This window comes from Aeromicrobium phoceense (genome assembly GCF_013868155.1).
Taxonomy (GTDB): domain Bacteria; phylum Actinomycetota; class Actinomycetes; order Propionibacteriales; family Nocardioidaceae; genus Aeromicrobium; species Aeromicrobium phoceense.
The window spans coordinates 1430966-1457493 of the sequence record NZ_JACEOG010000001.1 but is presented as its reverse complement, the minus strand read 5'-3'; the positions used below and the strand labels follow the sequence as shown (position 1 = coordinate 1457493).

Here is a 26528-nt window from a genome sequence, read left to right as displayed (position 1 = left end):
GTAGAATCGACGCTCGTGACCACTGCACAGAACCGCGTTCCGGAGAAGCCCGTCCTCGAAGGCCTCGAGGAGAAGTGGGTGGACGTATGGGCCGAGCAGGGCACGTACGCGTTCGACCGCACCAAGACGCGCGACGAGGTGTACTCGATCGACACCCCGCCGCCCACCGTCTCGGGCTCGCTGCACGTGGGTCACGTCTTCAGCTACACCCACACCGACCTGATGGCGCGCTACAAGCGCATGCGCGGCCTCGAGGTGTTCTACCCGATGGGCTGGGACGACAACGGCCTGCCCACCGAGCGCCGCGTGCAGAACTACTACGGCGTGCGCTGCGATCCCTCGCTGCCGTACGACCCCGACTTCACTCCCCCGGCCAAGCCCGACCCGAAGAAGCAGATCCCGATCAGCCGGCGCAACTTCATCGAGCTGTGCAACGAGCTGGTCGTGCGCGACGAGCAGGTCTTCGAGAAGCTGTGGCGCACGCTCGGCCTCTCGGTGGACTGGTCGCAGACGTACACGACGATCGGCCACGACGCGCAGGTCACCAGCCAGCGCGCGTTCCTGCGCAACCTGTCGCGCGGCGAGGCCTACAGCCAGGACGCGCCGACGATGTGGGACGTCACCTACCAGACCGCGGTCGCGCAGGCCGAGCTCGAGGCACGTGACTACCCCGGCCACTACTACCGCGTCGCCTACCACCTCGCGGACGGCCAGAAGGTGTTCATCGAGACCACCCGTCCCGAGCTGACCCCGGCCGCCGTGGCGCTCATCGCGCACCCCGACGACGAGCGCTACCAGCACCTGTTCGGCACCACCGCCCACTCGCCGATCTTCGGCGTCGAGGTGCCCGTCCTGGCGCACACGCTGGCCGACCCGGAGAAGGGCTCGGGCATCGTCCACTGCTGCACCTTCGGCGATCTCACCGACGTCCAGTGGTGGCGCGAGTTCGACCTGCCCAACCGCACCGTGATCGGCCGCGACGGCCGCATCCTGCGCGAGGTGCCCGATTGGATCGCCGGCGGTCCGGGCGAGAGCGTCTACGCCGAGCTCGCCGGGAAGACCACCTTCAGCGCCCGTGAGGCCATCACGGCCGCCCTCGCGGAGTCGGGCGACCTCGACGGCGAGCCCACGCCCACGCAGCGCATGGCGAACTTCTACGAGCGCGGCGACAAGCCGCTCGAGATCGTCTCGACCCGCCAGTGGTACATCAAGAACGGCGGCCGTGACGCCGAGCTGCGCCAGCACCTGGTCGGCCTCGGCGACGACATCGACTGGCACCCCGGCTACATGCAGTCGCGCTACACGAACTGGATCGAGGGCCTCAACGGCGACTGGCTGGTCAGCCGTCAGCGGTTCTTCGGCATCCCGTTCCCCGTCTGGTACCTCCTCGACGAGGACGGCGAGCCCGACCACGACAACCCGATCCTCGCGCCGGAGTACGACCTGCCGGTGGACCGCGCCTCGCAGGCCCCGGCGGGCTTCGACGAGTCCCAGCGCGGCAAGCCGGGCGGCTTCATCGCCGATCCCGACGTGCTCGACACGTGGGCCACGTCGTCGCTCAGCCCCCAGTTGGTGTGCGGCTGGGAGCGCGACCTCGACCTGTTCGAGCGCACGTTCCCGATGGACCTGCGCCCGCAGGGCCACGACATCATCCGCACGTGGCTCTTCTCCACCGTGGTGCGCTCCAACCAGGAGTTCGGCACCGTTCCGTGGAAGCACGCCGCCCTCTCGGGCTTCGTGGTCGATCCCGACCGCAAGAAGATGAGCAAGTCCAAGGGCAACGTCGTCGTCCCGGACGAGATCCTCGAGAAGTTCGGCGCCGACGCCGTGCGCTGGCGTGCCGCGGGCGCTCGCCCGGGCGCGGACTCGCCGTTCGACGAGACCCAGATGAAGGTCGGGCGTCGCCTCGCGATGAAGGTCCTGAACGCCAGCAAGTTCGTCGTCGCCCCGGTCGAGCAGTACGGCCTCGGCGCCGACGCCTCCCTGCTCGACCCGACGCTGGTCACCGAGCCGCTCGACCGGGCGCTGCTCACCGGCCTGCGCAATGTCGTGGAGACCGCCACCGCGCACTTCGAGGCCTACGACTACGCCTCGGCGCTCGAGGTCACCGAGAAGTTCTTCTGGGACTTCTGCGACGACTACCTCGAGCTCGTGAAGGAGCGCGCCCGCGCCGAGGACGCCTCGGGCACCTCGGCGAAGGCCACCTTCGTGCTGGCGCTCTCGGTGCAGCTGCGCCTGCTCGCGCCGTTCCTGCCCTACGTCACCGAAGAGGTCTGGTCGTGGTGGCAGGAGGGGTCGATCCACCGCTCCGCGTGGCCGACCGCCGACGACCTCGCGATCGAGGCCTTCGACGCTCGTCTGCTCGCGCTCGCGGGTGAGGCGCTGGCCGGCATCCGTGGCGCGAAGTCCACGGCGAAGGTCAGCCAGCGCACCGAGGTGACGCAGGTGGAGATCTCCGGTGACGCCGCCACGCTCGACCTCCTCGCGTCGGCGCTGCCCGACGTGCGGGCGGCCGGGCGGGTCGTCGGCGAGGTCGTCACCACCGCGGGCGAGGGCGCGCTGAAGGTCGACGCCACGCTCGCGGAGTCCTGACCCCGTAAACTCCCAGCGAAAGCCACAGAGTTCCACAGCTCGGGAGGTCACGTGTACGCCGCTGAACGTCAGGTGCTGCTGGCCGAGCGCCTCACCCGCGACGGGCGGCTCTCGGTGAACGAGGTGGCGGCGGAGCTGTCGGTGTCCACCGAGACGATCCGCCGCGACCTCGACGTGCTCGAGCGCGCCGGGACCGCCACGCGGGTGCACGGCGGTGCGGTGCTGTCCACGGCGTACGCGCGCATCGAGGCCAGCCTCGCCCAGCGCACGGGCGAGCGGCCCGAGCTGAAGTCGCGCATCGCGGCGGCCGCCCTCGATTTCCTGCCGGGCACCGGTGGCAGCATCCTGCTGGACGGCGGCAGCACGGTGGCGCACCTGGCCGACGTCCTGCCGGCCGACCGCCACCTGACGGTGCTGACCCACAGCGTCGCCATCGCCCACCTGCTGCTCGGCCACGACGGGATCGCCCTCCACACGCTCGGAGGCCGTGTCCGCGAGGTCACCGGCGTGGCCGTGGGCCAGACCACGGTGGAGGCCCTGCGTGGCACGCGCGCCGACGTGGCGTTCATCGGCACGAACGGGATCGCCGCCGACCACGGCTTCAGCACCCCCGACTCGGAGGAGGCCGCCGTCAAGCGCGCGCTCTTCGGATCTGCCCGCACGCGGGTGGTGCTCGCCGACTCCACGAAGTTCGGCCCGCACCGGGTGTTCTCCTTCGCCGACCTCGGAGACGCCTCCGCCGTGGTCACCGACGACGGCATCACCGGACGTGACCGCGCGATGCTCGAGGACGTCGGCGTCGAGGTCGTCGTCGCCTGAGGGTTACTCGACGGGCTGGGTAGCGAAGTCGATGCCGGAGTTCTGCAGCCGGTTGACCAAGGCGGCGCCCATCGCGACGGCGGTGGTGGTCTGGCCCGAGACCTCGGGCAGGTCGTCGTAGGCCAGCGACATGGCCGACTCCGCGAGCATCTTGGCGGTCTCGGTGTAGCCCGGGTCGCCGCCGCGCACCGTGGTGACGAGCTTGGTGTCGCCGCTCGTCCCGACGAGCGTGAGCGTGAACCACGACTTCGCACGCTGCTCCTCGGTGGGGCCGTCGCCGGCCGCCTTGAGCTTGACCAGCAGGGCGCGCACCGGCGGGATCAGGGCGCCCACCGCCACCGCGCCGAGAACGGGAGCGGCCAGCGCCATCATCCGCCGGGTCCTGAAGTGGGCGTGGTGCTCGTACGTGAACTCCGGGCCGTAGCGCTCGAGCGCCCGGGCCGACCTCAGCACGATCTGCGGGTCGATCGTCGGCAGCGGCACCCCGAACCCCTTGACGGGCGGCTCGGCGCGACCGACGCGGCCTCCACCACGCACCCTGCGGCCCGTGGGCCGGCCCTCGTGGGCGCGACGCTGCTTGGCGGCGGCCTTCGAGCCGCGGAACTGGCCGATCTGACCCAGCGCCGAGTGGTAGGTGCCGGCCGAGAACGAGGCCTTCGCGCGGATGTAGCCCTTGATCGTGATGGGGGCGTCGGCGGGGAGCTGCTGCACCGTGTGGAAGACGCCCAGGTCGTACGGGATCGAGTCGAAGCCACAGGAGTGCACCAGCCGGGCCCCGGTGGCCACCGCGGTCTCGTGGTACTTGAGGTACATCTCGTCGACGAACTGCGGCTCGCCCGTCAGGTCGACGTAGTCGATGCCGGCCTCCGCGGCGGCCTTGACCGCCGGCTCGCCGTGCTCGAGGTAGGGCCCGACCGTGCTGATGAGGACCCGCGTGCCGGAGGCCATCGTCGCCATCGAGGCGTCGTCGGCCAGGTCGGCGACGACGATCGCGGGCGCCTCACGACCCGTGGCCGCGATGCGCGCCGCCACCTGCTCGAGCTTCGCGCGCGAGCGGCCCGCGATCGCCCACGTGGCGTCGGCGGGCAGGTGGACGGCGAGGTAGTCGGCGGTGAGACCGCCGGTGAACCCGGTGGCTCCGAAGAGCGTGAGATCGACCATGGGTCGACGCTATACCGGGGTCAGCTCGCCTTCTTGTCGGCCTCGTCGTGGGTGAGCACCCGCGGCGGCGTGTGGTGGCGCACGGTGTCGGCCGTGACGATCACCTTCGCGACGTCCTCGCGGCTGGGGATCTCGTACATGACGTCCTGCAGGGCGTCCTCGACGATGGAGCGCAGGCCTCGCGCGCCGGTGTCGCGCTCGAGGGCCAGGTCGGCCATCGCCTCGCACGCGTCCTCGGTGAACTCCAGCTCGACGTCGTCGATGGCGAACAGCCGGATGTACTGCTTCGTGAGCGCGTTGCGCGGCTCGGTGAGGATCGAGATGAGGGCCGGCTTGTCGAGCTTGTTGACCGCGGCGATGACCGGCAGGCGGCCGATGAACTCGGGGATCAGGCCGAACTTCAGCAGGTCGGTGGGCACGACCTTCGACAGCTTCTGCAGGTCGTTCTCCTCGACCACCGGCGCGATGTCGGAGTTGAAGCCCAGGGTCTTCTTGCCGCTGCGCTGCTCGATGATCTGGTCGAGTCCGGCGAAGGCGCCACCGACGATGAACAGCACGTTGGTGGTGTCGATCTGGATGAACTCCTGGTGCGGGTGCTTGCGACCACCCTGGGGCGGCACCGAGGCGGTGGTGCCCTCGAGGATCTTCAGCAACGCCTGCTGCACGCCCTCGCCCGACACGTCGCGGGTGATGGAGGGGTTCTCGCTCTTGCGGCTGATCTTGTCGATCTCGTCGATGTAGATGATGCCCGTCTCGGCCTTCTTGACGTCGTAGTCGGCGGCCTGGATGAGCTTGAGGAGGATGTTCTCGACGTCCTCGCCGACGTAGCCGGCCTCGGTGAGGGCCGTGGCGTCGGCGATGGCGAACGGGACGTTCAGCATGCGCGCCAGCGTCTGGGCGAGGTAGGTCTTGCCGCAGCCCGTGGGGCCGACCATGAGGATGTTCGACTTGGCCAGCTCGACCGTCTCGTCCTTGTTGATCCGGCCCGAGGCCTGCGCCTGCACGCGCTTGTAGTGGTTGTAGACCGCCACGGCGAGCGACTTCTTCGCGCCCTCCTGGCCCACGACGTAGGTGTTGAGGAACTCGTAGATCTCGGCCGGCTTCGGCAGCTCGCCGAGGCTGACCTCGGCGCCCTCGGCCAGCTCCTCCTCGATGATCTCGTTGCACAGGTCGATGCACTCGTCGCAGATGTAGACGCCGGGTCCGGCGATCAGCTTCTTGACCTGCTTCTGGCTCTTCCCACAGAAGGAGCACTTCAGCAGGTCGGCGGTCTCACCAATGCGTGCCATGCGAGTTGTTTCCTGTCGTTTCCTGGCGGTCCCCCCACGATGCCACACGGAGGCCTCGTGGGGGACCCGTCAACGGCGGTTCGGTCCGGTCGTGTCGCTCAGACCGGGACCTTGAGGGTGTCGAGCACCTGGTCGATGATTCCGTACTCGACGGCACCGGCGGCGGTGAGGATCTTGTCGCGCTCGACGTCGCGGCTGACCTCCTCGGCCGTCTTGTTGGAGGCCTCGGCGAGCATCTTCTCGAGCAGCTCGCGCATCCGGATGATCTCGTTGGCCTGGATCTCCAGGTCGGAGATCTGGCCGCCCGTGCCCTCGGTGTAGGGCTGGTGGATGAGGATCCGGCTGTTCGGCAGCGCGAAGCGCTTGCCGGGCGTACCCGCGGCCAGCAGCACCGCGGCAGCCGAGGCGGCCTGACCCAGGCAGAACGTCTGCACGTCGGGCTTGATGTAGCGCATCGTGTCGTAGATCGCCGTCAGCGCGGTGAACGAGCCGCCGGGGCTGTTGATGTAGATGCTGATGTCGCGATCGGGGTCCATCGACTGCAGGCACAGCAACTGGGCCGTGACCGCGTTGGCGACGTCGTCGCTGATCGGGGTGCCGAGGAAGATGATGCGGTCCTCGAACAGCTTCGTGTAGGGGTCGATGCGGCGGAAGCCGTACGACGTGCGCTCTTCCCACTGCGGCATGTAGTAGCTCATCGCACGTCTCCTGCCGTGTTGACGATCTCGTCGATCAATCCGTACTCCTTGGCCTGCGCGGGCGTGAACCAGCGGTCGCGGTCGGCGTCGGCCTCGATCTGCTCGACGCTCTGGCCGGTGTGCTGGGCCTGCAGCTGGTTGAGCTGCTTCTTCAGCAGGATGGACTGCTCGGCCTGGATCTTGACGTCGGACGCGGAGCCGCCGATGCCGCCCGAGGGCTGGTGCATCATGATCCGCGTGTGGGGCAGCGCGTAGCGCTTGCCCGCGGTGCCGGCGGCGAGCAGGAACTGGCCCATCGAGGCGGCCAGGCCCATGCCGACGGTGACGATGTCGTTGGAGATGAACTGCATCGTGTCGTACATCGCCATGCCCGCGTCGACGGAGCCGCCGGGGCTGTTGATGTAGAAGTAGATGTCGGCCTCGGGGTCCTCGGCGTTGAGCAGCAGCAGCTGCGCGCAGATCGCGTTCGCGTTCTGGTCGCGGACCTCCGAGCCGAGGAAGACGATGCGTTCCTTCAGCAGTCGGTTGTAGATGTGCCCGTCGAGATCGGAGGGACCCGCCTCGACGGCCATCTGGGGGCTCATGGGTGCGTTCACGTCATTGACCCTAGACCGCGGAACCGACGCAGACACGCGCCCGGCCCCCATGTTCGCCATCGGCGTACAGGGTCAGTGGGCCACGTGCGCGTCGACCTCGGCCGAGATGGCCGCGAGCGTGCGGTCCATGCCGACGAGGAGCTCGTCGTCGTGACTCTGGATCCCTCCGAGCGCCAGCGTGGCCACGACCCGGCTGAGCAGGCTGCGCCGGCCCCCGGCCAGGTCGCGGCGCAGGGTCAGGCGCGTGCCCCCGTCCTCGGGGTCGAGGCGGTAGCTCCACCGCGCGGCCGGGCCGTAGACCTGGAACGCCAGGCGCTGGGGGCGCACCACGTCGACGTAGCGGCTCACGGTGGGCCAGACGAACGCCTTGCGCCGGTTCAGGTTGAGCGAGACCTGGTTGTGGCTCAGCCGCCGGGGGTAGAAGAGCTGGAGCCACGTCTCGGGGCTCCAGCGCCTCATCCTGCGCTGGTCCTTCAGCACGTCCCAGACCTTCTCCGGCGGAGCGGCGACGAGCAGGGACGTCTCGGGGGGCGGGACTCCCCCGCTCAGGCTTTTCCCACCAGGTCACTGCTCTCGGCCGCGGCCTTGATGCGCTCGAGCGTCTGACGGATGCCCGCCTCGAGCTCCTCCTCGAAGTTCTCGGTGCCGCCCAGCACGCGGCGCGTGAGGAAGTTCGACAGCGACGAGACACCGTGCGGCGCGTGACGGCTCTCGGTGAGGCGCGTGCCCGTGGCGGTGGCCTCGAGGTCGTACGACCAGATCGTGCCGTTCTCGGCGATCTTGAACGCGAACCGCTTCCCGGGGACGAACTCCTTGACCTTCGAGCGCGTGGGCCAGAAGAGCGGGCCGCGCCGGTTCACGTTGATCGTGGTGGTGCCCACGCCGACGGGTCCCTTGCCGCGGACGATCATCTTGCGGCACTGCGGGCTCCAGCGGGGCATGTGGGCCGGGTTGCTCACCAGCTCCCACACCCGCTCGGGGGGTGCCTCGATGTCGATGGTCGCCGAGATCTCGTCGCGGTTGGCCATGCTGCTCTCCTTCGTCGCGGTCACTGCTCGGCGAGCCTAGTGGACCGTGACACCAGAACTGTCACATGGGGGTGATCCGGCTCACAGTGTGAGCCGACTCAGGACTCGAGCGCCCGCGTACGCCGCGGGCGCGCGGTCACCCACGTGACCAGCCAGTCCGCGATCCGCGGATGGTTGAGCAACGCCTGGTGGTGGGTCGAGGGCAGGTACTCGAGCCGGGCGTGCTCCACGACCGGCCCGCTCCGGCCGATGCCCGCCGAGGAGGAGAAGTGCACGATCAGGTCTCCCAGCACCGTGCTGAGGAGGTGACGCTGCGTGGCCCCGACCGTGGCGGCCACGAAGTGGTACTCCGCGTGCGCCAGCGGCGCGGCGGCGATCCGGTCGAGGCCCCAGCGGGCGGTGAGGTCCTGACCCTCCCACTCGTCGGCGGTGATGTAGCCGTGGCGCAGGTCGACGATGCCGGCCGAGCGGGAGTCCAGGATGGCGCCGAACGGCGTGGACTGCGGCCAGATCCTCAGGATGCGCGAGCCGAGGTGCGCGGCCTTCTCCAGGTTCGCGCCGGCGTGCGGCGTCCCGAGGCACACGACGTCGCTCACGCGGTGGGCCCACTGGTGCCCGGCCACGGTGGCGCGGTTGGTGGCGGCGCGCACGACCAGGCCGCCCATCGAGTGGCCCACGAGGGTGATGCGGTGCACCGCCACCGGCCAGGCCTCGACCAGCTGCTCCAGCAGCTCGTCGAGGTGCTGGCCGTTCTCCGAGACGTGCAGGCCCGTGTTGTAGCGCAGGAGCACCGGGGTGGCGTCGGTGTCGGCGGCGACGCGGTCGGCGTACGTCGGGCGCTCGCGGCTGCTGCGCGACCACGACTCCTCGTTCTCGCACAGGCCGTGCACGAGGACGACGAGGTGGCCCGTGGCGTCGGGGTAGGCCTGCCGCAGCTTCCACGGCGTGGCAGGGATGTCCGTGCCGTCGTGGCGCAGCGACATCGTGATGGCCTGCGGATCCCCCAGCAGCCGCAGCTCGTCGCCGACGAGCCCGTTGACGGCGGATCGCACCTGGCGCCCGAGCCGGGAGTCGTCGACCGGCGCGCCGACGCCGCGCGCGGCCAGGGCGCGGGCCGCCCCGCCGGAGAGGCGCAGGGCACCCGAGATGCCACCGTAGATCGAGCCCGCGACCGCGTCGTGCACGGACTCGGGCACCCGGCTCCCGACCAGTCGCGTCGCCCGGAAGGCCCGGCGGGCGATTGCGCCGTGGACCTCGCGCACCGTGCCGAGGACGAGCCGGTCGCCGTACTCGAGGGCCAGCGCGGCGACATCGGTGGTGCGCGCCGTGGTGGACATGGACCCCATGGTGCCGTACGCCCTCGCATCGCAGGCGCGCGATCTCGTCCCGTGAACGCAGCCGCCCCCGCGAGCCGGAGCTCGCGGGGGCGGTGTCGCGCCGTGGGAGGAGGACCTCAGAAGATCCAGCCGCAGTTCGAGGCGAAGGACTTGCCGGCGACGAGGTCGTTGAAGAATCCGACGGCCTGGCCGCTGCCCTCGTAGCCGGAGGCCACGTGGGTGGGCGCGAACAGGGTGCTGTACGAGATCTTCGAGCCCTTGGCGCACCAGTCCTTGGAGGCCTGCTTCACCGTCGCGTTCGGGATGACGTCGTCGGCCCAGGAGGACGTGACCTTGAACGGGACGCCGATCTTCTTCGAGCCGAGCTTCAGCTGGCCCAGGCGGCTCGCGATGTCGGCCCGCGACAGGTAGGACGTGATCGTCTTGCCCTCCTTGGTCAGCGTCTTGGTGTCCAGCCACCCGCTGGGCAGGCTCTCGGGCAGGCAGCCGTAGGCGGTGTCCGCGCCGTCGAGCAGCTTCTGGCCCGCCTCGTTGGTCAGGGCGCGGATGCCCAGCTCGGGGTAGGTGACGTCGAGCATCTTGACCGCGAACAGCATGAACGTCTGGTAGGCGCTGTGCTCGATGTTCCTCGCGACCGCACCGAGGTCGACCGTGGGCGCCGTGGCGTGGCCGCCCTTGATCCTCAGCTCGGGCGCGTAGGTCGGGGCCAGCTCGAGGGCGCCCGCCGTGGCGCCGCCGCCCTCGGAGAAGCCCTGGAGGAAGACCGGAGCGGTCTTGGAGAAGCCGAGGTTCTGCGCGGCCCGCACCACGTCGAGCGCGTTCTGGCCCAGCGCGATGTTGTTCGCGTACGGGTGCGTGCCCGGTGTGCCGAGGCCCTCGTAGTCGGTCATCGCGACGGCGTAGCCGGCGTCGTAGAACTGCTTGAGCCAGTTCCCGTCGTACAGCTGGGCCGTCTCGATCAGCTTGCTGGGGGCGCATTTGTCGTTGAGACCCTGGGTGCCGGGGCTCAGCGAGATGATCGGACGCTCACCGCCCTTGGTCCAAGCTGCCTTCGGGACGATGACCGTGCCCGTGACGGCGGTCTTGGCTCCGCGGGCACCGGTCGAGACGTACTGGACCTTCGTGACCGTGGCATCGGCCCGGTTCAGACCCAGGTTGTCGAAGGCGTAGGTGCCGGGTGCCTGCTTGAGGATGGCGCCGGGGGCGCCGGCGATGCTGGCCGGCGGCGTGTAGACGTCATCGGCGGCGTGCGCGGGCGAGGACATCGTCGAAACGGCGAGCGCGACGACGGCGGTCGCCGCGAGGCTCGCGGTACGGGGGCGTGGGAACTTCACATTGTCTCCTGGGGTCCGGTCGCTGGGACGACGTGTAACTGTCAGTTACGTGTAACTAGAAGTTACAGTCCCGTGTGAGGTGGCTCACGTCAAGACCCTGTTCTCTGGTTGGACGGCCCGGCGAGAACGTCTGGAGACAAAGAGAGCCGGCACCCCAGCGGGGTACCGGCTCTCGGGCGGTGGGACGAGCCCACCGGAGATCACTGCGAGTCGGACTCGGGCTCGGTCTCGTCCTCGGGGCCACCCACGGTGCCGTCGGCGCGCAGGTTGGCCAGGTCGACGACGTTGCCGGACTTGTCCGTGACCTTCGCCGACTCCACGAGCGCGGCGAGCGCCTTGCCGCGCAGCACCTCGCTGATCATCTCGGGCACGTGGTTGTGCTCCATGATGTGCTGGATGTAGGAGTTCGGGTCCTCACCGGACTGCTGGGCACGACGCATGATGTGCTGGCTCAGCTCGTCGTTGTCGAGCGGGTACTCGTTCTCCTCGACCAGCTGGTCCAGGACGAACTGCGCCACGATCGACTCGCGCACGTCGCGCTCGAGCTCGGACTCGAACTCCTCGACGGTCTTGCCGTCCTCCTGATCCGTGAGGTAGTCCTCCAGCGTCAGGCCGGCCATCGCGAGCTGCTGGTCCATCTGCTGGCGGCGGTTGGTCAGCTCGCCCTCGGCGAGGCCCTCGGGCATCGGGGCGTCGATCTTGCTGACGAGCTCCTCGAGGACGAGGTCGCGGGCCTCGGCGGCCTGCTCGATCCGCTTGCCGCGGGTCAGGCGCTCGACGAGGTCGGCGCGGAACTCGTCCATCGTGTCGAAGTCCGACGCCATCTGGGCGAACTCGTCGTCGAGCTCGGGCAGGTCGGTCTGGCGCACGTCCTGCAGCGTGACGGTGACGTCCACCTCCTCGCCGGCGAGGTCGCCGCCGACCAGCGTGGTGGAGAAGGTCGCCGACTCGCCCTTCGACAGGCCGGTGACGGCCTCGTCGAGGCCGTCGAGCATGGTGGCCTTGCCGATGACGTAGGGCAGGCCCTCGGCCTGGGCCTCGTCGATGAGCGAGCCGTCCTTGCGAGCGGCCGACAGGTCGATCGTGATCGAGTCGCCCTCGGCGGCCGGGCGGTCGACCTCGCTGAAGGTGGCGAAGCGCTCGCGCAGCTGGTCGAGCTGCTCGTTGACGTCGTCGTCGCCGACCTCGATGTCCTCGACCGTCACGGCGATCTCGGAGGCGTCGGGGATCTCGAGCTGCGGGCGCACGTCGAGCTCGGCGGTGACCTCGATGGTCTCGCCGTCCTCGAACTTCGTCAGGTCGATCTCGGGCTGGCCGAGCGGCGTGGTCTTGGTCTCCTGCAGAGCCTGCGCGTACCAGCCCTGGAGGGCCGAGTTCAGGGCCTCGTCGAGGACGGCGCCGCGGCCGACGCGCTGGTCGATGATCGCCGAGGGAACCTTGCCCTTGCGGAATCCGGGGACCTGGATCTGTGCACCGATGGTCTTGTAGGCCTTGTCGAGGTTCGGCTTGAACTCCTCGAACGGCACCTCGATGGTCAGCTTGACCCGGGTGGGGCTCAGCGATTCGGTGCTGCTCTTCACGTGATGACTCCTGCGTCGTTGGGCTCGTGGCAAGCCCACGGAGTCCTCACGCAGGCCAGCGTCCAGTCTACGGGGCCCCCGTGGTGGCGGGTCAAACGGGCTGCCGCCGAGCGGCCTACACTGATCCGTGCCCACGGGATGTGGCGCAGCTTGGTAGCGCACCTGCTTTGGGAGCAGGGGGCCGCAGGTTCAAATCCTGTCATCCCGACCACGTCCCGGCCACGAGACGAGCCCGGCCGAACTCGGTGCGGGCACCTAGGCTGTCTGCATGACGACCGAAGCGGTGACCGGACGGGTCGTCCACGCCCGCGTGGTCGACGAGCCGCTCGACGTGGCCGAGCACCTGGCCGCCGTCACCGGACGCGCGACCGGCGCCACCGACGTGTTCGTCGGCACGATCCGCGACCACGACCCCGACGCCGCCGGCACCGTCGCGCAGCTGGAGTACGAGGCGCACCCCGACGCCGAGGGGATGATGGCCGCCCTGGCGGGCCAGGTCGCGCTCAGCACCGGAGCGACGGTCGCCGTCTCGCACCGCTTCGGCTCGCTCTCCGTCGGCGACGTCGCCGTCGTGATCGCCAGCGCGGCCCCCCACCGCCGCGAGGCGCTGGAAGCCACTCGCGCCCTGATCGAGCTGATCAAGACCGAGGTCCCGATCTGGAAGCGCCAGACCGACACGCAGGGCCGCTCGGACTGGGTGGGCCTGTGACCCTCGTCGACGGCTTCGGCCGCGTGCACCGCGACCTGCGGATCTCCCTCACCGACAAGTGCTCGCTGCGCTGCACCTACTGCATGCCCGCCGAGGGCGTGCCGTGGATCGAGCGCGACAGCATCCTCACCACCGACGAGCTGGAGCGGATCGCGCGAATCTGCGTCGGTCTCGGCGTCACCAGCATCCGGCTGACCGGCGGCGAGCCCCTCGTGCGCAAGGACGCCGTCGAGGTCGTCCGGCGCCTGGCGGCGCTGGGCCCCGAGGTCTCGATGACCACCAACGGACTGCGCCTGGCCGAGCTCGCCCAGCCCCTGCGCGAGGCCGGTCTCGCTCGCCTCAACATCTCGATCGACACGCTCGACCGCGAGCGCTTCGCCCAGCTCACCCGCCGCGACCGGCTGGACGACGTCCTGGCGGGCATCGAGGCGGCGCGGGTCGCCGGCTTCACGCCGCTCAAGCTCAACGCCGTCGCGATGCGCGGCGTGAACGAGGACGAGCTCGTCGACCTGGTCGAGTACGCCGTCGGCCAGGGCGCGCAGCTGCGGTTCATCGAGCAGATGCCGCTCGACGCGGGTCACACGTGGGACCGCGCCGCGATGCTCACCGGGGACGAGATCCTCGAGCGCCTCCGTACGCGCTACGAGCTGGAGTCGATCCCCGGCCGCGGCTCCTCCCCCGCCGACACGTGGCTGCTCGACGGCGGTCCCGGCTCGGTCGGCGTCATCGCCTCGGTGACCGCGCCGTTCTGCGCCGCCTGCGACCGCATCCGGATCACCGCCGACGGCCACGTGCGCAACTGCCTCTTCGCGCGCGACGAGTCCGACCTCGTGAAGGTCCTGCGCGGCGGCGGCAGCGACGAGGACCTGGTGCGGATCATCAGCGGCTCGATCGCCGCCAAGCGCGCCGGCCACGGGATCGACTCCCCGACCTTCGTGCAGCCCGACCGCCCGATGAGCGCCATCGGCGGCTGAGCGGCGCGGCTCAGCCTCCCGCGTAGGGCGGCAGCACGTCGACGGTGCCACCGGCAGGGACGGGCGCCGACCGGTCGGTCGTGCGCGTGCCCTCCACCAGCACCGAGCACCGCGTCAGCACCGGACCGAGGTCCTCGAACCTCGCGGCCAACGCGTCAAGGACGTCGCCGATCGTGGCGGCCTCCACCGTCGTCTCCGACGTGCCGGCCGCCTCGCGGGCGGCGGCGAAGAGTCGCACTCTCACGGGCTCCATGCAGCCAAACTAGCGTCCACGCGGGCTCGCCACGATCCGACGAACGGGTAGCGTCGACCCGGTGGACCCCTCCAGCCTTCCCGAGCTCCTGGCCGCGCGCGTGCGCGGCCGCGCTCCGGCCTGCGGAGCCACCCGCGTCATCGCGATCGACGGCCGCAGCGGAGCCGGCAAGACGGCACTCGCCCTGGACCTCGCCGACCGGATCGGCGCGCCAATCCTGCACCTCGAGCGTCTCTACCCCGGCTGGCACGGCCTGTCCCGGACCCCCGCCATCGTCCGTGCCCTCCTGGCCGACCTGGCGATCGGCGAGATCGGCCGCGCCCGGCAGTGGGACTGGGAGGCCGACGCGCCGGGCCGGTGGCTCACCGTGCGACCGACGAACGACCTCATCATCGAGGGCGTGGGGGCCGGCGCCACCGCGCTGCGGCCGTTCCTCAGCCATCTCGTGTGGCTCGAGGCGCCCGAGGTGGAGCGGCGCCGGCGGGCCCTCACCCGCGACGGCGACACCTACGCCCCGTGGTGGGACGTGTGGGCCGCCCAGGAGGAGCAGTACATCGCCACCGACCACACGCCGGAGGCAGCCGACCTGATCGTGTCGACGGGGTCCTGACTCCTCGCGCGGTTGTGGCATCATGGAGGCGGCGCCTCGGCGCCACGCGGACGTAACTCAATGGCTAGAGTCCCTGCCTTCCAAGCAGGATGTTGCGAGTTCGAATCTCGTCGTCCGCTCCACGCACCGGCGCCTCAGTCGCGCCGGCCCCGCCCGCGAGCGACGAGGGTCCGCCCCACGGTCACCACGATCCAGGCCGCGCCGAACACCACGAAGACCCAGCCCTTGTCGGGGTCGCTCGTGCTGGTCAGGATGAAGACCCCCATCAGCACGACGCCCGCCGCCGTGGCGAGCAGCGGCCACTGGTCGGCGAGTCCGCGGGGCGAGTCGTCCATGCCTCGGACTCTACGACGGCCGCAGCGCCGAGGTCAGGCGGGAAGCCGGTGCAGGATGAGCACCGCGCGGTCGTCCTCGCCGGGCTCGGTCTGGTCGAGGATCCGGCGGGGCGCGCCGTCCATGCCGTGACTGATCGCGATCTTCGCCGCACCGCGCAGCCACTCGATGCCCACCGCGAGGTCGAGCGTGCGGGTCTCGACGACGCCGTCGGTGTAGAACATCAGCGCCTCGCCGGGCGCGAGGACGCCGGTGGCGCCGCGGAACTCGGGGTGGTCGATGATGCCGAGCGCCAGACCGCGCGCACCCGAGACGACCCACCGGTCCTCGTCGGGCTTCCAGTGCATCGCCGGCGGGTGCCCGGCGTTCAGGACCTCGTAGCCGCCGGTCTCGAGGTTCACCAGCACGTGCACCGCCGTGGCGAAGCCTTCGTCCCACGACTGACGCAGCAGGTAGTCGTTGCCCGCGGCGAACAGCCCCAGCGGTGGCAGCGAGCCGATCAGCCCGCCGAGCGCTCCGGCCAGCTGGAGCGACTGGGTGCCGGCGGAGACGCCCTTGCCGCAGACGTCGACGAGCACCATCTCGAGGTACTTCTCGTCCTTGGACAGGTTGGCGACGAGGAAGTCGCCGGCGAACTTGGCCGATCCGGCCGACTCCATCGCGGACTCGCTGACCCAGCCCTCGGGCAGCCTCGGGACGGTGCCCTGGGCCTGCAGGCGGTCGCGCAGCTCCATCAGCATGGCCTCGCCGAGCGCGGCGGGCAGGCCCGAGCGGGTGCGGGACGCGCTGTAGAGCAGGATCGCGGCGGCGAGGTAGACCGCGAGCAGGGACGCGGGCCGGGCGGCGTTCCAGCCGCTGTCGAGCGTGTAGACCAGCGACGAGACCGTGGCGGCGAACAGCACGATGCCCGTCAGGGAGGCCTGCGGCCACCACTGGAGGAGCATCCCGCCCACCAGCAGCGGGAGGATGAACATCGTGACCGGCATGATCGCGTACCAGGTCAGGCTGATGATGAACATGACCACGGTGACCAGCAGCAGGGCGGCCAGAACCGCCATCTGGCCGTCCTTGGAGCCCGAGCGCCACTCACGGGCGTTGGACGACAGGTAGCGACCGACGGGGTCGCGTCTCGCCCCTCGCGCCGTACTCACGGACTGACCCTATCGGCGTCTCTGGCAGCGCGGGCACCAGAACAGGTTTCTCGCCGCGACGACCTCGGTGCGCACCTTCGTCCCGCAGACGTGACACGGCTGTCCGGCGCGGCGGTAGACGTAGACCTCGCCGCCGTGATCGTCCACGCGCGGCGGGCGTCCCATGGCCTCGGGCTCGTGCTCGGCGCGCACCGTGTCGATGCGTCCGGTGCGCACCCCCTCCCCCATCAAGCCGACGAGATCGGACCACAGCGTGAGGAACGTCACCGGCCGCAGGTCGCGTCCCGGGGTCCTCGGATCGATGCGGTGCCGGAAGAGCACCTCGGCGCGGTAGACATTTCCGACTCCCGCGATGATGCGCTGGTCCATGAGGAGCGTCGCGATCGGTGCGCGGGACCGCGCCACCATCGCGGCGGCCCTCTCCACGTCGGCGTCGGGGTCGAGCGGGTCCTCGCCCAGCCGCGCCAGCACGGCCTCCACCTCGTCGGGGGTCAGCGCCTCGCAGGCCGTCGGGCCGCGCAGGTCGGCGCTGACCCGGTCGGAGGCGATGCGCCAGCGCACCTGCCCCACGACCGGAGGCGCGGGATCGTCGACGAGGTTGAACGACCCGTACAGCCCGAGGTGCACGTGCACCTGCTCCTCGGTGCCCGCGAAGGCGACGAACAGGTGCTTGCCGTGGGCCGTGGCCTCGACCAGTTCACGGCCGTCGAACACCGCGGCGGACTCGAACCGGCCCTGAGGGCTGGACGAACGGACGCGCTTGCCGCCGAACGTGCCGGTCAGGTCGAGCGCGAGCCGGTGGAGGGTGTGTCCCTCAGGCAAGAGTGCCCTTCTCCTCGTACTCGGCCAGCAGGTCGATCCGACGCTGGTGGCGGTCGGCCTCGCTCCACGGCGTGGCGAGGAACGCCTCGACGATCGACTCGACCTCCTCGACCGAGTGCATGCGCGCGCCGATGCCCATGACCTGGGCGTTGTTGTGCTGACGGGCGAGCTGAGCCGTCTCGACGCTCCACGTCAGCGCGCAGCGGATGCCAGGCACCTTGTTCGCGGCGATCTGCTCACCGTTGCCCGAGCCGCCGATGACGATGCCGAGCGAGCCCGGGTCGTCGACAACGCCCTGGGCCGCGTCGATGCAGAAGGGCGGGTAGTCGTCGAGCTCGTCGTAGGCATGGGCGCCGTGGTCGATCGGCTCGTGGCCGTTCTCCCGCAGCCAGGTGACGAGGTGGGTCTTGAGTTCGTAGCCGGCGTGATCGGCACCGAGGTGGACGCGCATGCGGCCATTCTCGCAGGTGGGATCAGCCGCGGACCATCGGCGTGTGGGCCATCTCGTGGACCCAGGCCGAGAACGCCCGGGCCGACGCGTCGCCCTCGAACTCGCCCAGCACGTGCACCTTGAGCTGGCGGCGGCGCGCGGCCAGGGGGTCCTCGCGCAGCATCTGCGCGAGCACCTTCGGCAGATCCGTGAGCTCGCGGTCGACCATGTAGCCGCCGGCGGCCACGGGCACGGCGTCGGCGAACTCGTCGAGGTCGTGGACCATGCTCACCATCAGGTAGGGCTTGCCCGAGGCGAGCCAGTCCGAGACGACGCTGGAGACGTCCGAGACGAGGGCGTCGGCGTGGTTCATGCACTCGGCCACCGACCAGCCCCGCACGGCCTCCTCGCCCCACACGTGGCGGCCGGGAGTGGCGAGATCCTCGTGGTCGGCGGCGAGGATCGCGTTGAGCTCCTCCAGCCGCCCGGCCCAGTACGCGTCGCGCAGGAACACGGGGTGCGGGCGGAAGATCACGTCGGTGCCGGCGACGAGCAGCGCCCGCAGGATGCGGTCGGCGATCCGCATCGACGAGAAGTCGGTCATCTTGCCGTTGCCGGTCCAGGTGGGCGCGTAGAGCACGGTCGGCCGGGCGACCTCGGTGCCGGGCGTTTCGGCCGGCAGCACGTCACCGGACTGGGGCCGGCCCAGCAGGACGAACCGCTCACGCGGGATCTCCACGCCGTGGCGGGCGTAGCGGTCGATCGCGGCCTCGCCCGACGCCACCAGGACGTCGTAGCGCAGGTGGCGCGTGTGGTGGCTCCCGGCCTTGTCCGAGTCACCGTGGCCGAGCCACACGTGGCGCACCGAGCGGATGCCCATGAGCTTGAGGTGGCCCGGCGCGTTGTGGACGTAGAAGAAGGTGGTGACGCTCGGCACCGTGAGGACGCGCATGTCGCCCAGCACGTCGGAGCCAGCGGAGATCCAGGGCATGGACGGACGGATGGCGGCCCGCAGCTCGGCGCAGTAGTGGCTGCGGAGGCCGACGATGACGCCCCGGTCGCCCGAGGCCAGCAGGTGCGGCTCCCACATGCCCACGTGGATCGGGCCGCCGCCGTAGCCGCCGTAGCCGAGAACGAAGCGCGGCTCGTAGGCCTTCAGCGCGCGGCGCAGCGTCAGGCGGGCCCGCCAGAGCACGACCTTGTCGGCGATGACCGGAGCGGCCGCCGCCGCGAGCAGGAGCACGGCGAAGCCCACGGCCAGTGACGGGGCGAACGCGACGGCCAGCGCCGTCACCGCGCCGAGCCACCGCACGGCGATGACGAAGGGGCCACGGTCGGCCGGATCGGGAGCGGGGCAGACCTTCGGCTCGGGGACGCCGGGCAGACCGTGGACGTGGGGCGGCGTGGCCGGGCGGAGCATCGCCGCGCGGACGACCAGGACGCCGATCACGGCCGCGACGACGCCGGCGACCATCGGGAGGTCGAGGAGCCACCGGATCAGGAGCGCGAGCGCGGCGACCGCGACCAGGGCGGCCGTCGACCACACGAAGACGCCGTTGCGGCTGGAGACGTCGGTGCGGAACCGGTGCCGCATGCGGTGCTCGCGGCGATCGAGGTGCCCTCGCACCCGCTCCAGCAATGTCGACATCGGATCCAACCTAGCGGTTCGGATCCGCGGGCCCGAGGAGCGCCGCGTGATCTCGATGCACCGGGAGCTCGCTGCGCTCGCCCCGGCACTCGATCACCGGGCGGCTGAGCTCGGTGATCGAGTGACCGGCGAGCGGAGCGAGACGGTCGTATCGAGATCACGCTCCGCGAACGGACGGATCAGTCGAAGATCGGATCGCGCGTGCGCGTCCGCTTGAGCTCGAAGAAGCCGTCGTAGGACGCCAGCGCGCGGGCGCCGTCGAACACGGTGCCGGCCTGCTCGCCCTTCGGGGCGGGCGAGACGACGGGGCCGAAGAAGGCCGTGTCGCCGATCGAGATGACCGGCGTGCCGACCTCCTCGCCGACACGCGAGATCCCGTCGGTGTGCGAGGCGCGCACGGCGTCGTCGAGCGACGTGTCGTCGGCGGCGTCGGCGAGCTCGAGGGGCAGGCCGGCCTCGGCGAGCGACTCCTCGTAGAGCGCACGATCGAAGTCGCGGCCCTCGACGTGGTGGCGGGTGCCGAGCGCGGTGTACAGGTCGCGCAGCACCTCGGTGCCGTGCTGCTGCTCGGCGGCGATGCACAGCCGCACCGGACCCCAGCCGCGCTCGATCATCTCCTTGTACTCGTCCGGCACGTCCTTGTCCTCGTTGAGGACGGACAGGCTCATCACGTGGAAGGACGTCCGCACCGGGCGGACCTGCTCGACCTCGAGCATCCAGCGGGAGGTCATCCAGGCCCAGGGGCAGAGGGGGTCGAACCAGAGGTCGACGGTCTCGGTGGTGGTCATGTCCGGTCCAACACCGGATGACCCGCGCGCATTTCCTCCACGAGCGCCGCGACGACCGCGTCGAGCTCGCCGCCGTTCTGCGCGGCCACCGCCCGCTGGCGCTGGTAGGAGGCGCCGCCGGCCCTCATGATCTCGCGGATCCCCTGAAGCTCCTCGGCGCAGTCGAGGTCCTCGGCCACCGGCTCGAGCTCGACGAGCAGCCGCTCGAGGTCGTCGGTGACGAGCTCCTCGCGGGCCTCGCGGTCGAGGATGAGGATCGCGTCCATGCCGTAGCGGGCGGCCCGCCACTTGTTCTCCTGCACGAACCACGACGGGATCGACGGCAGCTCACGGCCGGCGTCGAGCTCGCGCGAGTGGTGCTCGACCAGGCAGTGCGTGAGCGCCGCGATGCTGGCCAGCTCCGACATCGAGGGGATGCCGTCGCAGATGCGCATCTCCAGGGTGCCGAACTTCGGCGAGGGGCGGATGTCCCAGCGGATCTCGTCGAACACGTCGATCACACCGGTGTGCATCATGTCGTCGACGTACTGCTCGAGCTCGTGCCAGTGGTCGAACTGGAAGGGCAGTCCCGCCGTGGGCAGCTGCTGGAACATCAGGGCGCGGTTCGAGGCGTAGCCGGTGTCCTGGCCGCCCCAGAACGGGCTCGAGGCGCTGAGCGCGAGGAAGTGGCCGTAGTGCGTGAGCATCGCCCGGCTGATCGGCAGCACCTTGTCGCGGTCCTCGATGCCCACGTGGACGTGGACGCCGTAGATCAGCATCTGGCGCCCCCACCACTGGGTGCGGTCGATCAAGGTGGCGTAGCGCTCCTTGTCGGTGACCTTCTGCTGGGTCCAGCGCGCGAACGGGTGCGTGCCGGCGCACATCAGCTCGACCCGCAGCGGATCGGTGACCTGGCGCAGCCGCTCGATGTTGCGGCCCAGGTCGTCGGTGGCCTCGCGGACGGTGTGGCACACCCCCGTGACGACCTCGACCGTGTTGAGCAGCAGCTCCTGCTTGATGTGCGGGTGCTCCTCGCCGTAGGCGGGCGCCACCGCGTCGAGGACCGTCTGCGCCACCTGGCGGAGGTCACCGGAGTCCTGGTCGACCAGCGCCAGCTCCCACTCGATGCCGATCGTCGAGCGCTCGGAAGCCGCGAACGGGATGTGCATTCCCCCATCCTGCCCGACCCGCCGGAGCATGCCGCGACGAAAGGCGCTCGTGTGACCCAGATCGTGCAGACGCTGCCTGTGACATCTGTGGGTGGCGGGTGAAAGAGTGGGCGCATGCCCGGTACCAACCTCACCCGTGAAGAAGCCCGCCAGCGCGCAGCCGTCGTCTCGGACGCGTCCTACGACGTGGCGCTCGACCTGACCCTCGAGGGCGAGCGCTTCGGCTCGGTCACCACCCTGACCTTCGCCGCGCAGCCCGGCGCCTCCACCTTCGTCGACCTGGTGGACGGCGAGCTGACCTCGGTCACCCTCAACGGCCGCGAGCTGGACCTGTCGGCCTACGCAGACAGCCGCATCGCGATCGACGGTCTCGAGGCGCAGAACGAGCTCGTGGTCACGGGCACGTGCCTCTACTCGCACTCGGGCGAGGGCCTGCACCGCTTCGTCGACCCCACCGACGACCGCGTCTACCTCTACACGCAGTTCGAGGTGCCCGACGCCCGCCGCGTGTTCGCCACGTTCGAGCAGCCCGACCTCAAGGCGCAGTTCACGTTCCACGTCACGGCGCCCGCGCACTGGAAGGTCGTCTCAAACTCCCCCACGCCCGAGCCGATCACGCTCGACGGCGGCAGTGCGGTGTGGCACTTCGAGCCCACCAAGACGATGAGCACCTACATCACGGCGCTCGTCGCCGGCGAGTACCACGAGGTGCGCGACTCCTACGCCGGTGCGTACGACGAGATCCCCCTCGGCGTCTTCTGCCGCCAGTCGCTCGTGCCGTTCCTCGACGCCGACGACATCTTCGGCATCACCAAGCAGGGCTTCGAGTTCTTCGAGGGCGCCTTCCAGATGGGCTACCCGTTCGGCAAGTACGACCAGCTCTTCGTGCCGGAGTACAACATGGGCGCGATGGAGAACGCGGGCGCCGTCACCTTCCGCGACGAGATGATCTTCCGCAGCCGCCAGACGGTCTCGGCCTACGAGCAGCGCGCCAACACGATCCTGCACGAGATGGCCCACATGTGGTTCGGCGACCTCGTGACGATGAAGTGGTGGGACGACCTGTGGCTGAACGAGTCGTTCGCCGAGTTCGCGGCGCACCACTCCTCGGTCAAGGCCACCCGGTTCACCGACGCGTGGACCGGCTTCACCAACAGCCGCAAGAACTGGGCCTACCGCCAGGACCAGCTGCCCACCACGCACCCGATCGCGGCGGACAACTACGACTTGCACGCGGTCGAGGCGAACTTCGACGGCATCACCTACGCCAAGGGCGCCTCCGCCCTGAAGCAGCTGGTCGCCTGGGTCGGCGAGGACGACTTCTTCGCGGGGCTGCGCGCCTACTTCACGAAGCACGCGTACGGGAACACCGAGCTCCAGGACCTGCTCGTCGAGCTGTCCGAGGCGTCGGGCCGCGAGCTCGACAGCTGGGCCGCCGAGTGGCTCCAGACCTCGGGCGTCAACACGCTGCGCGCCGACTTCGACGTCGACGACGAGGGTCGCTTCACGCGCTTCGACGTGGTGCAGACGGCCACCGAGGAGTACCCCACGCTGCGCCGTCACCGCATCGCGATCGGCCTGTACGACCGCGGTGACGACGGCCGCCTTGTGCGGACCGAGCGCATCGAGACCGACGTCCGCGACGAGCGCACCACGATCACCGAACTCGTCGACCAGCGCCGTCCCGACCTCATCCTGCTGAACGACGACGACCTGACGTACGCCAAGATTCGCCTCGACGAGGGCTCCTTCGAGACCCTCCTCGCCGGCATCGCCACGTTCGCCGACTCGCTGCCGCGGGCCCTGTGCTGGGGCTCGGCGTGGGACATGACGCGCGACGCCGAACTGCCGTCGGCGCGCTTCGTCGACCTCGTGCTGGCGGGCGTCGGCACCGAGTCCGACCTCACCGCCGTGTCGTCGCTGCTGCGCCAGGGGCACTCGGCGATCAACCTGTTCACCTCCGACGAGAACCGTCCCGCGCTCGCGCGGCACTGGGAGCAGGGCGTGGCCGAGCTGCTGTCCTCCGCCGAAGCGGGCAGCGACCACCAGCTGGCGTTCGCGCGGGCGCTGGCGTCGGCGGCGACCTCTGCGGATCTCCTGCGCCAGGTGCTGGGCGGGTCGGTCGAGGGACTCGAGCTCGATGCCGACCTGCGGTGGACGTACATCCGCGGCCTCGCGCGTCTGGGAGACGCCGACGAGGCCGAGATCGACGCCGAGTTGGCGCGCGACGACACGAACCAGGGCCGCGAGAACGCGGCCGGTGCGCGTGCCCGCCGCCCCGACGCCGAGGCGAAGGCGGAAGCGTGGCGCAAGGTCGTGGAGGACGCCTCCACGCCCAACGAGACGCGCCGCCAGATCGCCGAGGGATTCCAGGTGCCCGGCCAGGCCGAGCTGCTCGAGCCCTACGTCGACCGCTACCTGAAGATGGCCGACACCGTCATCGACGAGATGGGCGTGTGGATCGGGCAGAACGCGCTGATCCACCTGTTCCCGCTGGCCAACCCGTCGCAGGACGCGCTCGCCAAGGTCGACGCCTGGCTGGAGAGCACGCAGGCGCCCGCCGCCGCGCGTCGCTACGTGCTCGAGGGTCGCGACGACCTGCGCCGCGCCCTCGCGGCCCGCGCCGTCAACTGACGGGAACGGCGGTCGAGGGATCGCGAGGAACGAGCGGTTGTATCGAGACCATGGGTGATCTCGATACGCCCCCGCAAGCGGGAGGTGCCCCCACGTCTCGCTTCGCTCGCCGGCACTCGATCACCGGGCCCGTCACCCGGTGATCGAGTAGCTCGGCGAGGAACGAGCCGGCATATCGAGATCACGCCCGCTGCCCGGTGATCGAGTAGCCCGGCGAGGAACGAGCCGGCGTATCGAGATCACGCCCGCTGCCCGGTGATCGAGTAGCACGCGAGCGCAGCGAGCGGCGTATCGAGATCACGCCTCAGAGGGTCACGTCCTCCAGCATCTCGGTCACCAGCGCCGCCACGGGCGAGCGCTCCGAACGGGTCAGCGTGACGTGCGAGAACAGCGGGTGGCCCTTGAGCTTCTCGACCACGGCGACGATGCCGTCGTAGCGACCCACCCGCAAGTTGTCGCGCTGCGCGACGTCGTGAGTCAGCACCACCTTGGAGTTGGCGCCGATGCGCGAGAGCACCGTCAGCAGCACGTTCCGCTCGAGCGACTGGGCCTCGTCGACGATGACGAACGCGTCGTGCAGCGAGCGCCCCCGGATGTGCGTCAGCGGCAGCACCTCGAGCATCTGGCGGTCGATGATCTCCTCGACCACGTGCGGTGAGGCGACGGCGCCGAGCGTGTCGAACACGGCCTGCGCCCACGGCCCCATCTTCTCGTCGGAGCTGCCGGGCAGGTAGCCGAGCTCCTGCCCGCCCACGGCGTAGAGCGGCCGGAACACGATGACCTTCTGGTGCTGCTGGCGCTCCATCACCGCCTCGAGGCCCGCACAGATCGCCAGGGCCGACTTGCCGGTGCCGGCGCGACCACCGAGCGACACGATCCCCACCTCCGGATCGAGCAGCAGGTCGAGTGCCACGCGCTGCTCGGCCGAGCGACCGTGGAGCCCGAAGGCGTCGCGGTCGCCACGGACGAGGCGCACCTGCTTGTCGGGCGTGACCCGGCCGAGCGCGCTGCCCTTGTCCGACAGCAGCACCATCCCGGTGTGGCACGGCAGGTCACGAGCCGACTCGAGGTCGATCGTGCCGTGCTCGTAGAGGTCGTCGAGGTCGGCGCTCTCGACGTCGATCTCGGTCATCCCCGTCCAGCCGGTCTCCAGGGCCCACTCGGCGCGGTACTCCTCGGCGGTCAGGCCGACGGCCGAGGCCTTCACGCGCATCGGGAGGTCCTTGGACACCAGGACCACGTCGTGGCCCTCGTTCGCGAGATTGCGGGCGACCGAAAGGATCCGGGTGTCGTTGTCGGCCAGGCGGAACCCGGACGGCAGCGAGCCGGCGTCGGTGTGATTCAGCTCGACCCGCAGGGTGCCGCCCTCGTCGCCGATCGACATCGGGACGTCGATCGTGCCGTGCTGGACGCGCAGGTCGTCGAGGAAGCGCAGGGCGTTGCGGGCGAAGTACCCGAGCTCGGGATGGGCGCGCTTGGCCTCCAGCTCCGTGATCACCACGATCGGGATGACCACCTCGTGCTCGCCGAAGCGCTGCATCGCGGCCGGGTCGGCCAGCAGGACGCTCGTGTCGAGGACGTAGGTGCGGTGATCGGGGCGGAGGGTCACGCTCTTCGAAGCAGCCACGGCAATCTCCTCGAGAGCCATGCGCGCGCCCGGCGCCCAGCCCTCACTAGTGGGTGGGGGCCTGAGCCTGTCGGGGGACGAAGGGCTCGGGATCGAGCTTGGGCACACACCGAAAGTACGACTGGAGGTCGTCGATTCCGGGAAGGCTCACCGCGTGTCTACGTGACGATCGCGTGAACGACCGGGGTCGCGCGTCAGGTGCCGAAGCGGCGCTCGCGCCCGGCGTAGGAACGCATCGCGCGCAGGAAGTCCACGCGCCGGAAGGCGGGCCACATCGCGTCGCAGAAGTAGAACTCCGAGTGCACGCTCTGCCACAGCAGGAAGCCGCTCAGGCGCTGCTCGCCCGACGTGCGGATCACCAGGTCGGGATCGGGCTGGCCCTTCGTGTAGAGGTGCTCGGCGATGTGGTCGACCTCGAGGGTGGAGGCCACCTCCTGCAGGCTCTTGCCCGCGGCGGCCTGCTCCAGCAGCAGCGAGCGCATCGCGTCGGTCAGCTCCTGGCGACCGCCGTAGCCCACGCACACGTTGACCGAGAGGCTCGAGTCCTGGTCGGCCGTCAGGTCGGCGGCGCGCTTCATCCGCGAGGCCGACTCGGCCGGCAGCATGTCGAGGTTGCCGATCAGGCGGATCCGGTAACCCAGGGCGGCGAGGTCCTCCACGAGTCGCTCGATCACGACCAGCAGAGCCGCGAGCTCGTCGGCCGGGCGGCGCAGGTTGTCGGTCGACAGCAGCCACAGGGTGACGATCTCGACGCCGAGCTCGTCGCACCAGCCCAGGAACTCGGTGATCTTGTCGGCGCCGGCCTGGTAGCCGAGGTCGACGCGGGCACCCGCACCCTTGGCCCAGCGGCGGTTGCCGTCGACGATCGCACCGACGTGGCGCGGGAGGTTGGCGGGATCGAGCCCCTTGGCGAGCCGACGTTCGTACGCGCCGTAGAGGAGATCGCTGACCGGCATGCGGCCAGAGT

At 70.3% G+C, this 26528-nt stretch carries 25 protein-coding genes and 2 tRNA genes; 8 read left to right on the top strand and 19 right to left on the bottom strand.

Annotation, left to right across the window (positions count from 1 at the left end; genetic code table 11):
• Positions 1-15: 15 nt before the first annotated feature.
• Both valS and H1W00_RS06995 read left to right on the top strand, forming a co-directional pair.
• On the top strand, positions 16-2592 hold the full coding sequence (gene valS / locus H1W00_RS07000; RefSeq protein WP_181754913.1) for a valine--tRNA ligase: 2577 nt from the start codon (positions 16-18) through the stop codon (positions 2590-2592).
• A 51-nt stretch (positions 2593-2643) separates the two neighbouring features.
• On the top strand, positions 2644-3411 hold the full coding sequence (locus tag H1W00_RS06995; RefSeq protein WP_181754911.1) for a DeoR family transcriptional regulator: 768 nt from the start codon (positions 2644-2646) through the stop codon (positions 3409-3411).
• Between the two features lie 3 nt (positions 3412-3414).
• On the opposite strand, the gene H1W00_RS06990 is transcribed toward H1W00_RS06995, so the two are convergent.
• The 9 genes from H1W00_RS06990 to tig all read right to left on the bottom strand — a co-directional run bounded on the left by H1W00_RS06990 (position 3415) and on the right by tig (position 12434).
• Complete coding sequence (locus H1W00_RS06990; RefSeq protein ID WP_181754909.1) at positions 3415-4572, bottom strand: saccharopine dehydrogenase family protein; 1158 nt, start codon at positions 4570-4572, stop codon at positions 3415-3417.
• A 20-nt stretch (positions 4573-4592) separates the two neighbouring features.
• Positions 4593-5861 carry an ATP-dependent Clp protease ATP-binding subunit ClpX gene (gene clpX / locus H1W00_RS06985; protein ID WP_181754908.1) on the bottom strand — a complete coding sequence of 423 codons (1269 nt, stop codon included), beginning with the start codon at positions 5859-5861 and terminating at the stop codon, positions 4593-4595.
• Positions 5862-5959: 98 nt separating this feature from the next.
• On the bottom strand, positions 5960-6559 hold the full coding sequence (locus tag H1W00_RS06980) for an ATP-dependent Clp protease proteolytic subunit (RefSeq protein WP_181754906.1): 600 nt from the start codon (positions 6557-6559) through the stop codon (positions 5960-5962).
• On the bottom strand, positions 6556-7131 hold the full coding sequence (locus tag H1W00_RS06975; protein WP_078698878.1) for an ATP-dependent Clp protease proteolytic subunit: 576 nt from the start codon (positions 7129-7131) through the stop codon (positions 6556-6558). Before H1W00_RS06975 ends, H1W00_RS06980 begins: the two co-directional genes overlap by 4 nt.
• A gap of 96 nt (positions 7132-7227) precedes the next feature.
• Positions 7228-7671 carry an SRPBCC family protein gene (locus H1W00_RS06970; protein ID WP_276568794.1) on the bottom strand — a complete coding sequence of 148 codons (444 nt, stop codon included), beginning with the start codon at positions 7669-7671 and terminating at the stop codon, positions 7228-7230.
• Positions 7672-7700: 29 nt separating this feature from the next.
• Entirely contained in the window at positions 7701-8183 is a 483-nt protein-coding gene (locus H1W00_RS06965) for an SRPBCC family protein (protein WP_181754902.1), read from the bottom strand.
• 98 nt (positions 8184-8281) lie between these two features.
• A complete protein-coding gene (locus tag H1W00_RS06960) occupies positions 8282-9520 on the bottom strand; it encodes a lipase family alpha/beta hydrolase (protein ID WP_181754900.1) in 1239 nt (412 codons plus the stop codon).
• Between the two features lie 116 nt (positions 9521-9636).
• Entirely contained in the window at positions 9637-10854 is a 1218-nt protein-coding gene (locus H1W00_RS16505; RefSeq protein WP_181754898.1) for a lipase family protein, read from the bottom strand.
• Positions 10855-11054: 200 nt separating this feature from the next.
• The gene (gene tig, locus H1W00_RS06950) at positions 11055-12434 is read right to left on the bottom strand and encodes a trigger factor (RefSeq protein ID WP_181754896.1); all 1380 of its coding nucleotides are present in this window, start codon (positions 12432-12434) and stop codon (positions 11055-11057) included.
• 134 nt (positions 12435-12568) lie between these two features.
• On the opposite strand from tig, the gene H1W00_RS06945 reads away from it, so the two are divergent.
• From H1W00_RS06945 to moaA, 3 genes are all read left to right on the top strand, one after another.
• A tRNA-Pro gene (locus H1W00_RS06945) sits at positions 12569-12645 on the top strand.
• A gap of 57 nt (positions 12646-12702) precedes the next feature.
• Positions 12703-13143 carry a molybdenum cofactor biosynthesis protein MoaE gene (locus H1W00_RS06940; RefSeq protein WP_181754894.1) on the top strand — a complete coding sequence of 147 codons (441 nt, stop codon included), beginning with the start codon at positions 12703-12705 and terminating at the stop codon, positions 13141-13143.
• On the top strand, positions 13140-14117 hold the full coding sequence (gene moaA / locus H1W00_RS06935; protein ID WP_181754892.1) for a GTP 3',8-cyclase MoaA: 978 nt from the start codon (positions 13140-13142) through the stop codon (positions 14115-14117). Before H1W00_RS06940 ends, moaA begins: the two co-directional genes overlap by 4 nt.
• Positions 14118-14127: 10 nt before the next feature.
• Here the strand turns inward: moaA and H1W00_RS06930 are convergent, their stop codons facing one another.
• Complete coding sequence (locus tag H1W00_RS06930) at positions 14128-14370, bottom strand: MoaD/ThiS family protein (RefSeq protein ID WP_181754890.1); 243 nt, start codon at positions 14368-14370, stop codon at positions 14128-14130.
• Between the two features lie 61 nt (positions 14371-14431).
• Between H1W00_RS06930 and H1W00_RS06925 the strand changes: the two genes are divergently transcribed.
• On the top strand, positions 14432-14980 hold the full coding sequence (locus H1W00_RS06925; RefSeq protein ID WP_181754888.1) for a nucleoside/nucleotide kinase family protein: 549 nt from the start codon (positions 14432-14434) through the stop codon (positions 14978-14980).
• A 46-nt stretch (positions 14981-15026) separates the two neighbouring features.
• Positions 15027-15102, top strand: a tRNA-Gly gene (locus tag H1W00_RS06920).
• 12 nt (positions 15103-15114) lie between these two features.
• Here the strand turns inward: H1W00_RS06920 and H1W00_RS06915 are convergent.
• The 7 genes from H1W00_RS06915 to H1W00_RS06885 all read right to left on the bottom strand — a co-directional run bounded on the left by H1W00_RS06915 (position 15115) and on the right by H1W00_RS06885 (position 21300).
• Entirely contained in the window at positions 15115-15315 is a 201-nt protein-coding gene (locus H1W00_RS06915) for a hypothetical protein (protein ID WP_181754886.1), read from the bottom strand.
• 33 nt (positions 15316-15348) lie between these two features.
• A complete protein-coding gene (locus H1W00_RS17025) occupies positions 15349-16464 on the bottom strand; it encodes a SpoIIE family protein phosphatase (protein WP_181754884.1) in 1116 nt (371 codons plus the stop codon).
• Between the two features lie 9 nt (positions 16465-16473).
• Positions 16474-17286 carry an Fpg/Nei family DNA glycosylase gene (locus H1W00_RS06905; RefSeq protein WP_181754882.1) on the bottom strand — a complete coding sequence of 271 codons (813 nt, stop codon included), beginning with the start codon at positions 17284-17286 and terminating at the stop codon, positions 16474-16476.
• A complete protein-coding gene (locus H1W00_RS06900; protein WP_181754880.1) occupies positions 17279-17737 on the bottom strand; it encodes a ribose-5-phosphate isomerase in 459 nt (152 codons plus the stop codon). The genes H1W00_RS06905 and H1W00_RS06900 overlap by 8 nt, the downstream gene beginning before the upstream one ends.
• 22 nt (positions 17738-17759) lie before the next feature.
• Positions 17760-19364, bottom strand: a complete 1605-nt coding sequence (locus tag H1W00_RS06895) for a CDP-glycerol glycerophosphotransferase family protein (RefSeq protein ID WP_181754878.1) — start codon at positions 19362-19364, stop codon at positions 17760-17762.
• Between the two features lie 179 nt (positions 19365-19543).
• Positions 19544-20152 (bottom strand): mycothiol-dependent nitroreductase Rv2466c family protein, encoded by a 609-nt coding sequence (locus H1W00_RS06890; protein WP_181754876.1) that lies wholly within the window; start codon positions 20150-20152, stop codon positions 19544-19546.
• A complete protein-coding gene (locus H1W00_RS06885) occupies positions 20149-21300 on the bottom strand; it encodes a glutamate--cysteine ligase (RefSeq protein WP_181754874.1) in 1152 nt (383 codons plus the stop codon). Before H1W00_RS06885 ends, H1W00_RS06890 begins: the two co-directional genes overlap by 4 nt.
• A gap of 114 nt (positions 21301-21414) precedes the next feature.
• On the opposite strand from H1W00_RS06885, the gene pepN reads away from it, so the two are divergent.
• Positions 21415-23934 carry an aminopeptidase N gene (pepN, locus tag H1W00_RS06880; protein ID WP_181754872.1) on the top strand — a complete coding sequence of 840 codons (2520 nt, stop codon included), beginning with the start codon at positions 21415-21417 and terminating at the stop codon, positions 23932-23934.
• A gap of 304 nt (positions 23935-24238) precedes the next feature.
• Here the strand turns inward: pepN and H1W00_RS06875 are convergent, their stop codons facing one another.
• The gene (locus H1W00_RS06875) at positions 24239-25561 is read right to left on the bottom strand and encodes a PhoH family protein (RefSeq protein WP_420826876.1); all 1323 of its coding nucleotides are present in this window, start codon (positions 25559-25561) and stop codon (positions 24239-24241) included.
• Between the two features lie 194 nt (positions 25562-25755).
• Positions 25756-26517: an isoprenyl transferase gene (locus H1W00_RS06870; protein ID WP_181754868.1), complete on the bottom strand. Its 762-nt coding sequence runs from the start codon at positions 26515-26517 to the stop codon at positions 25756-25758.
• Positions 26518-26528: the final 11 nt, after the last annotated feature.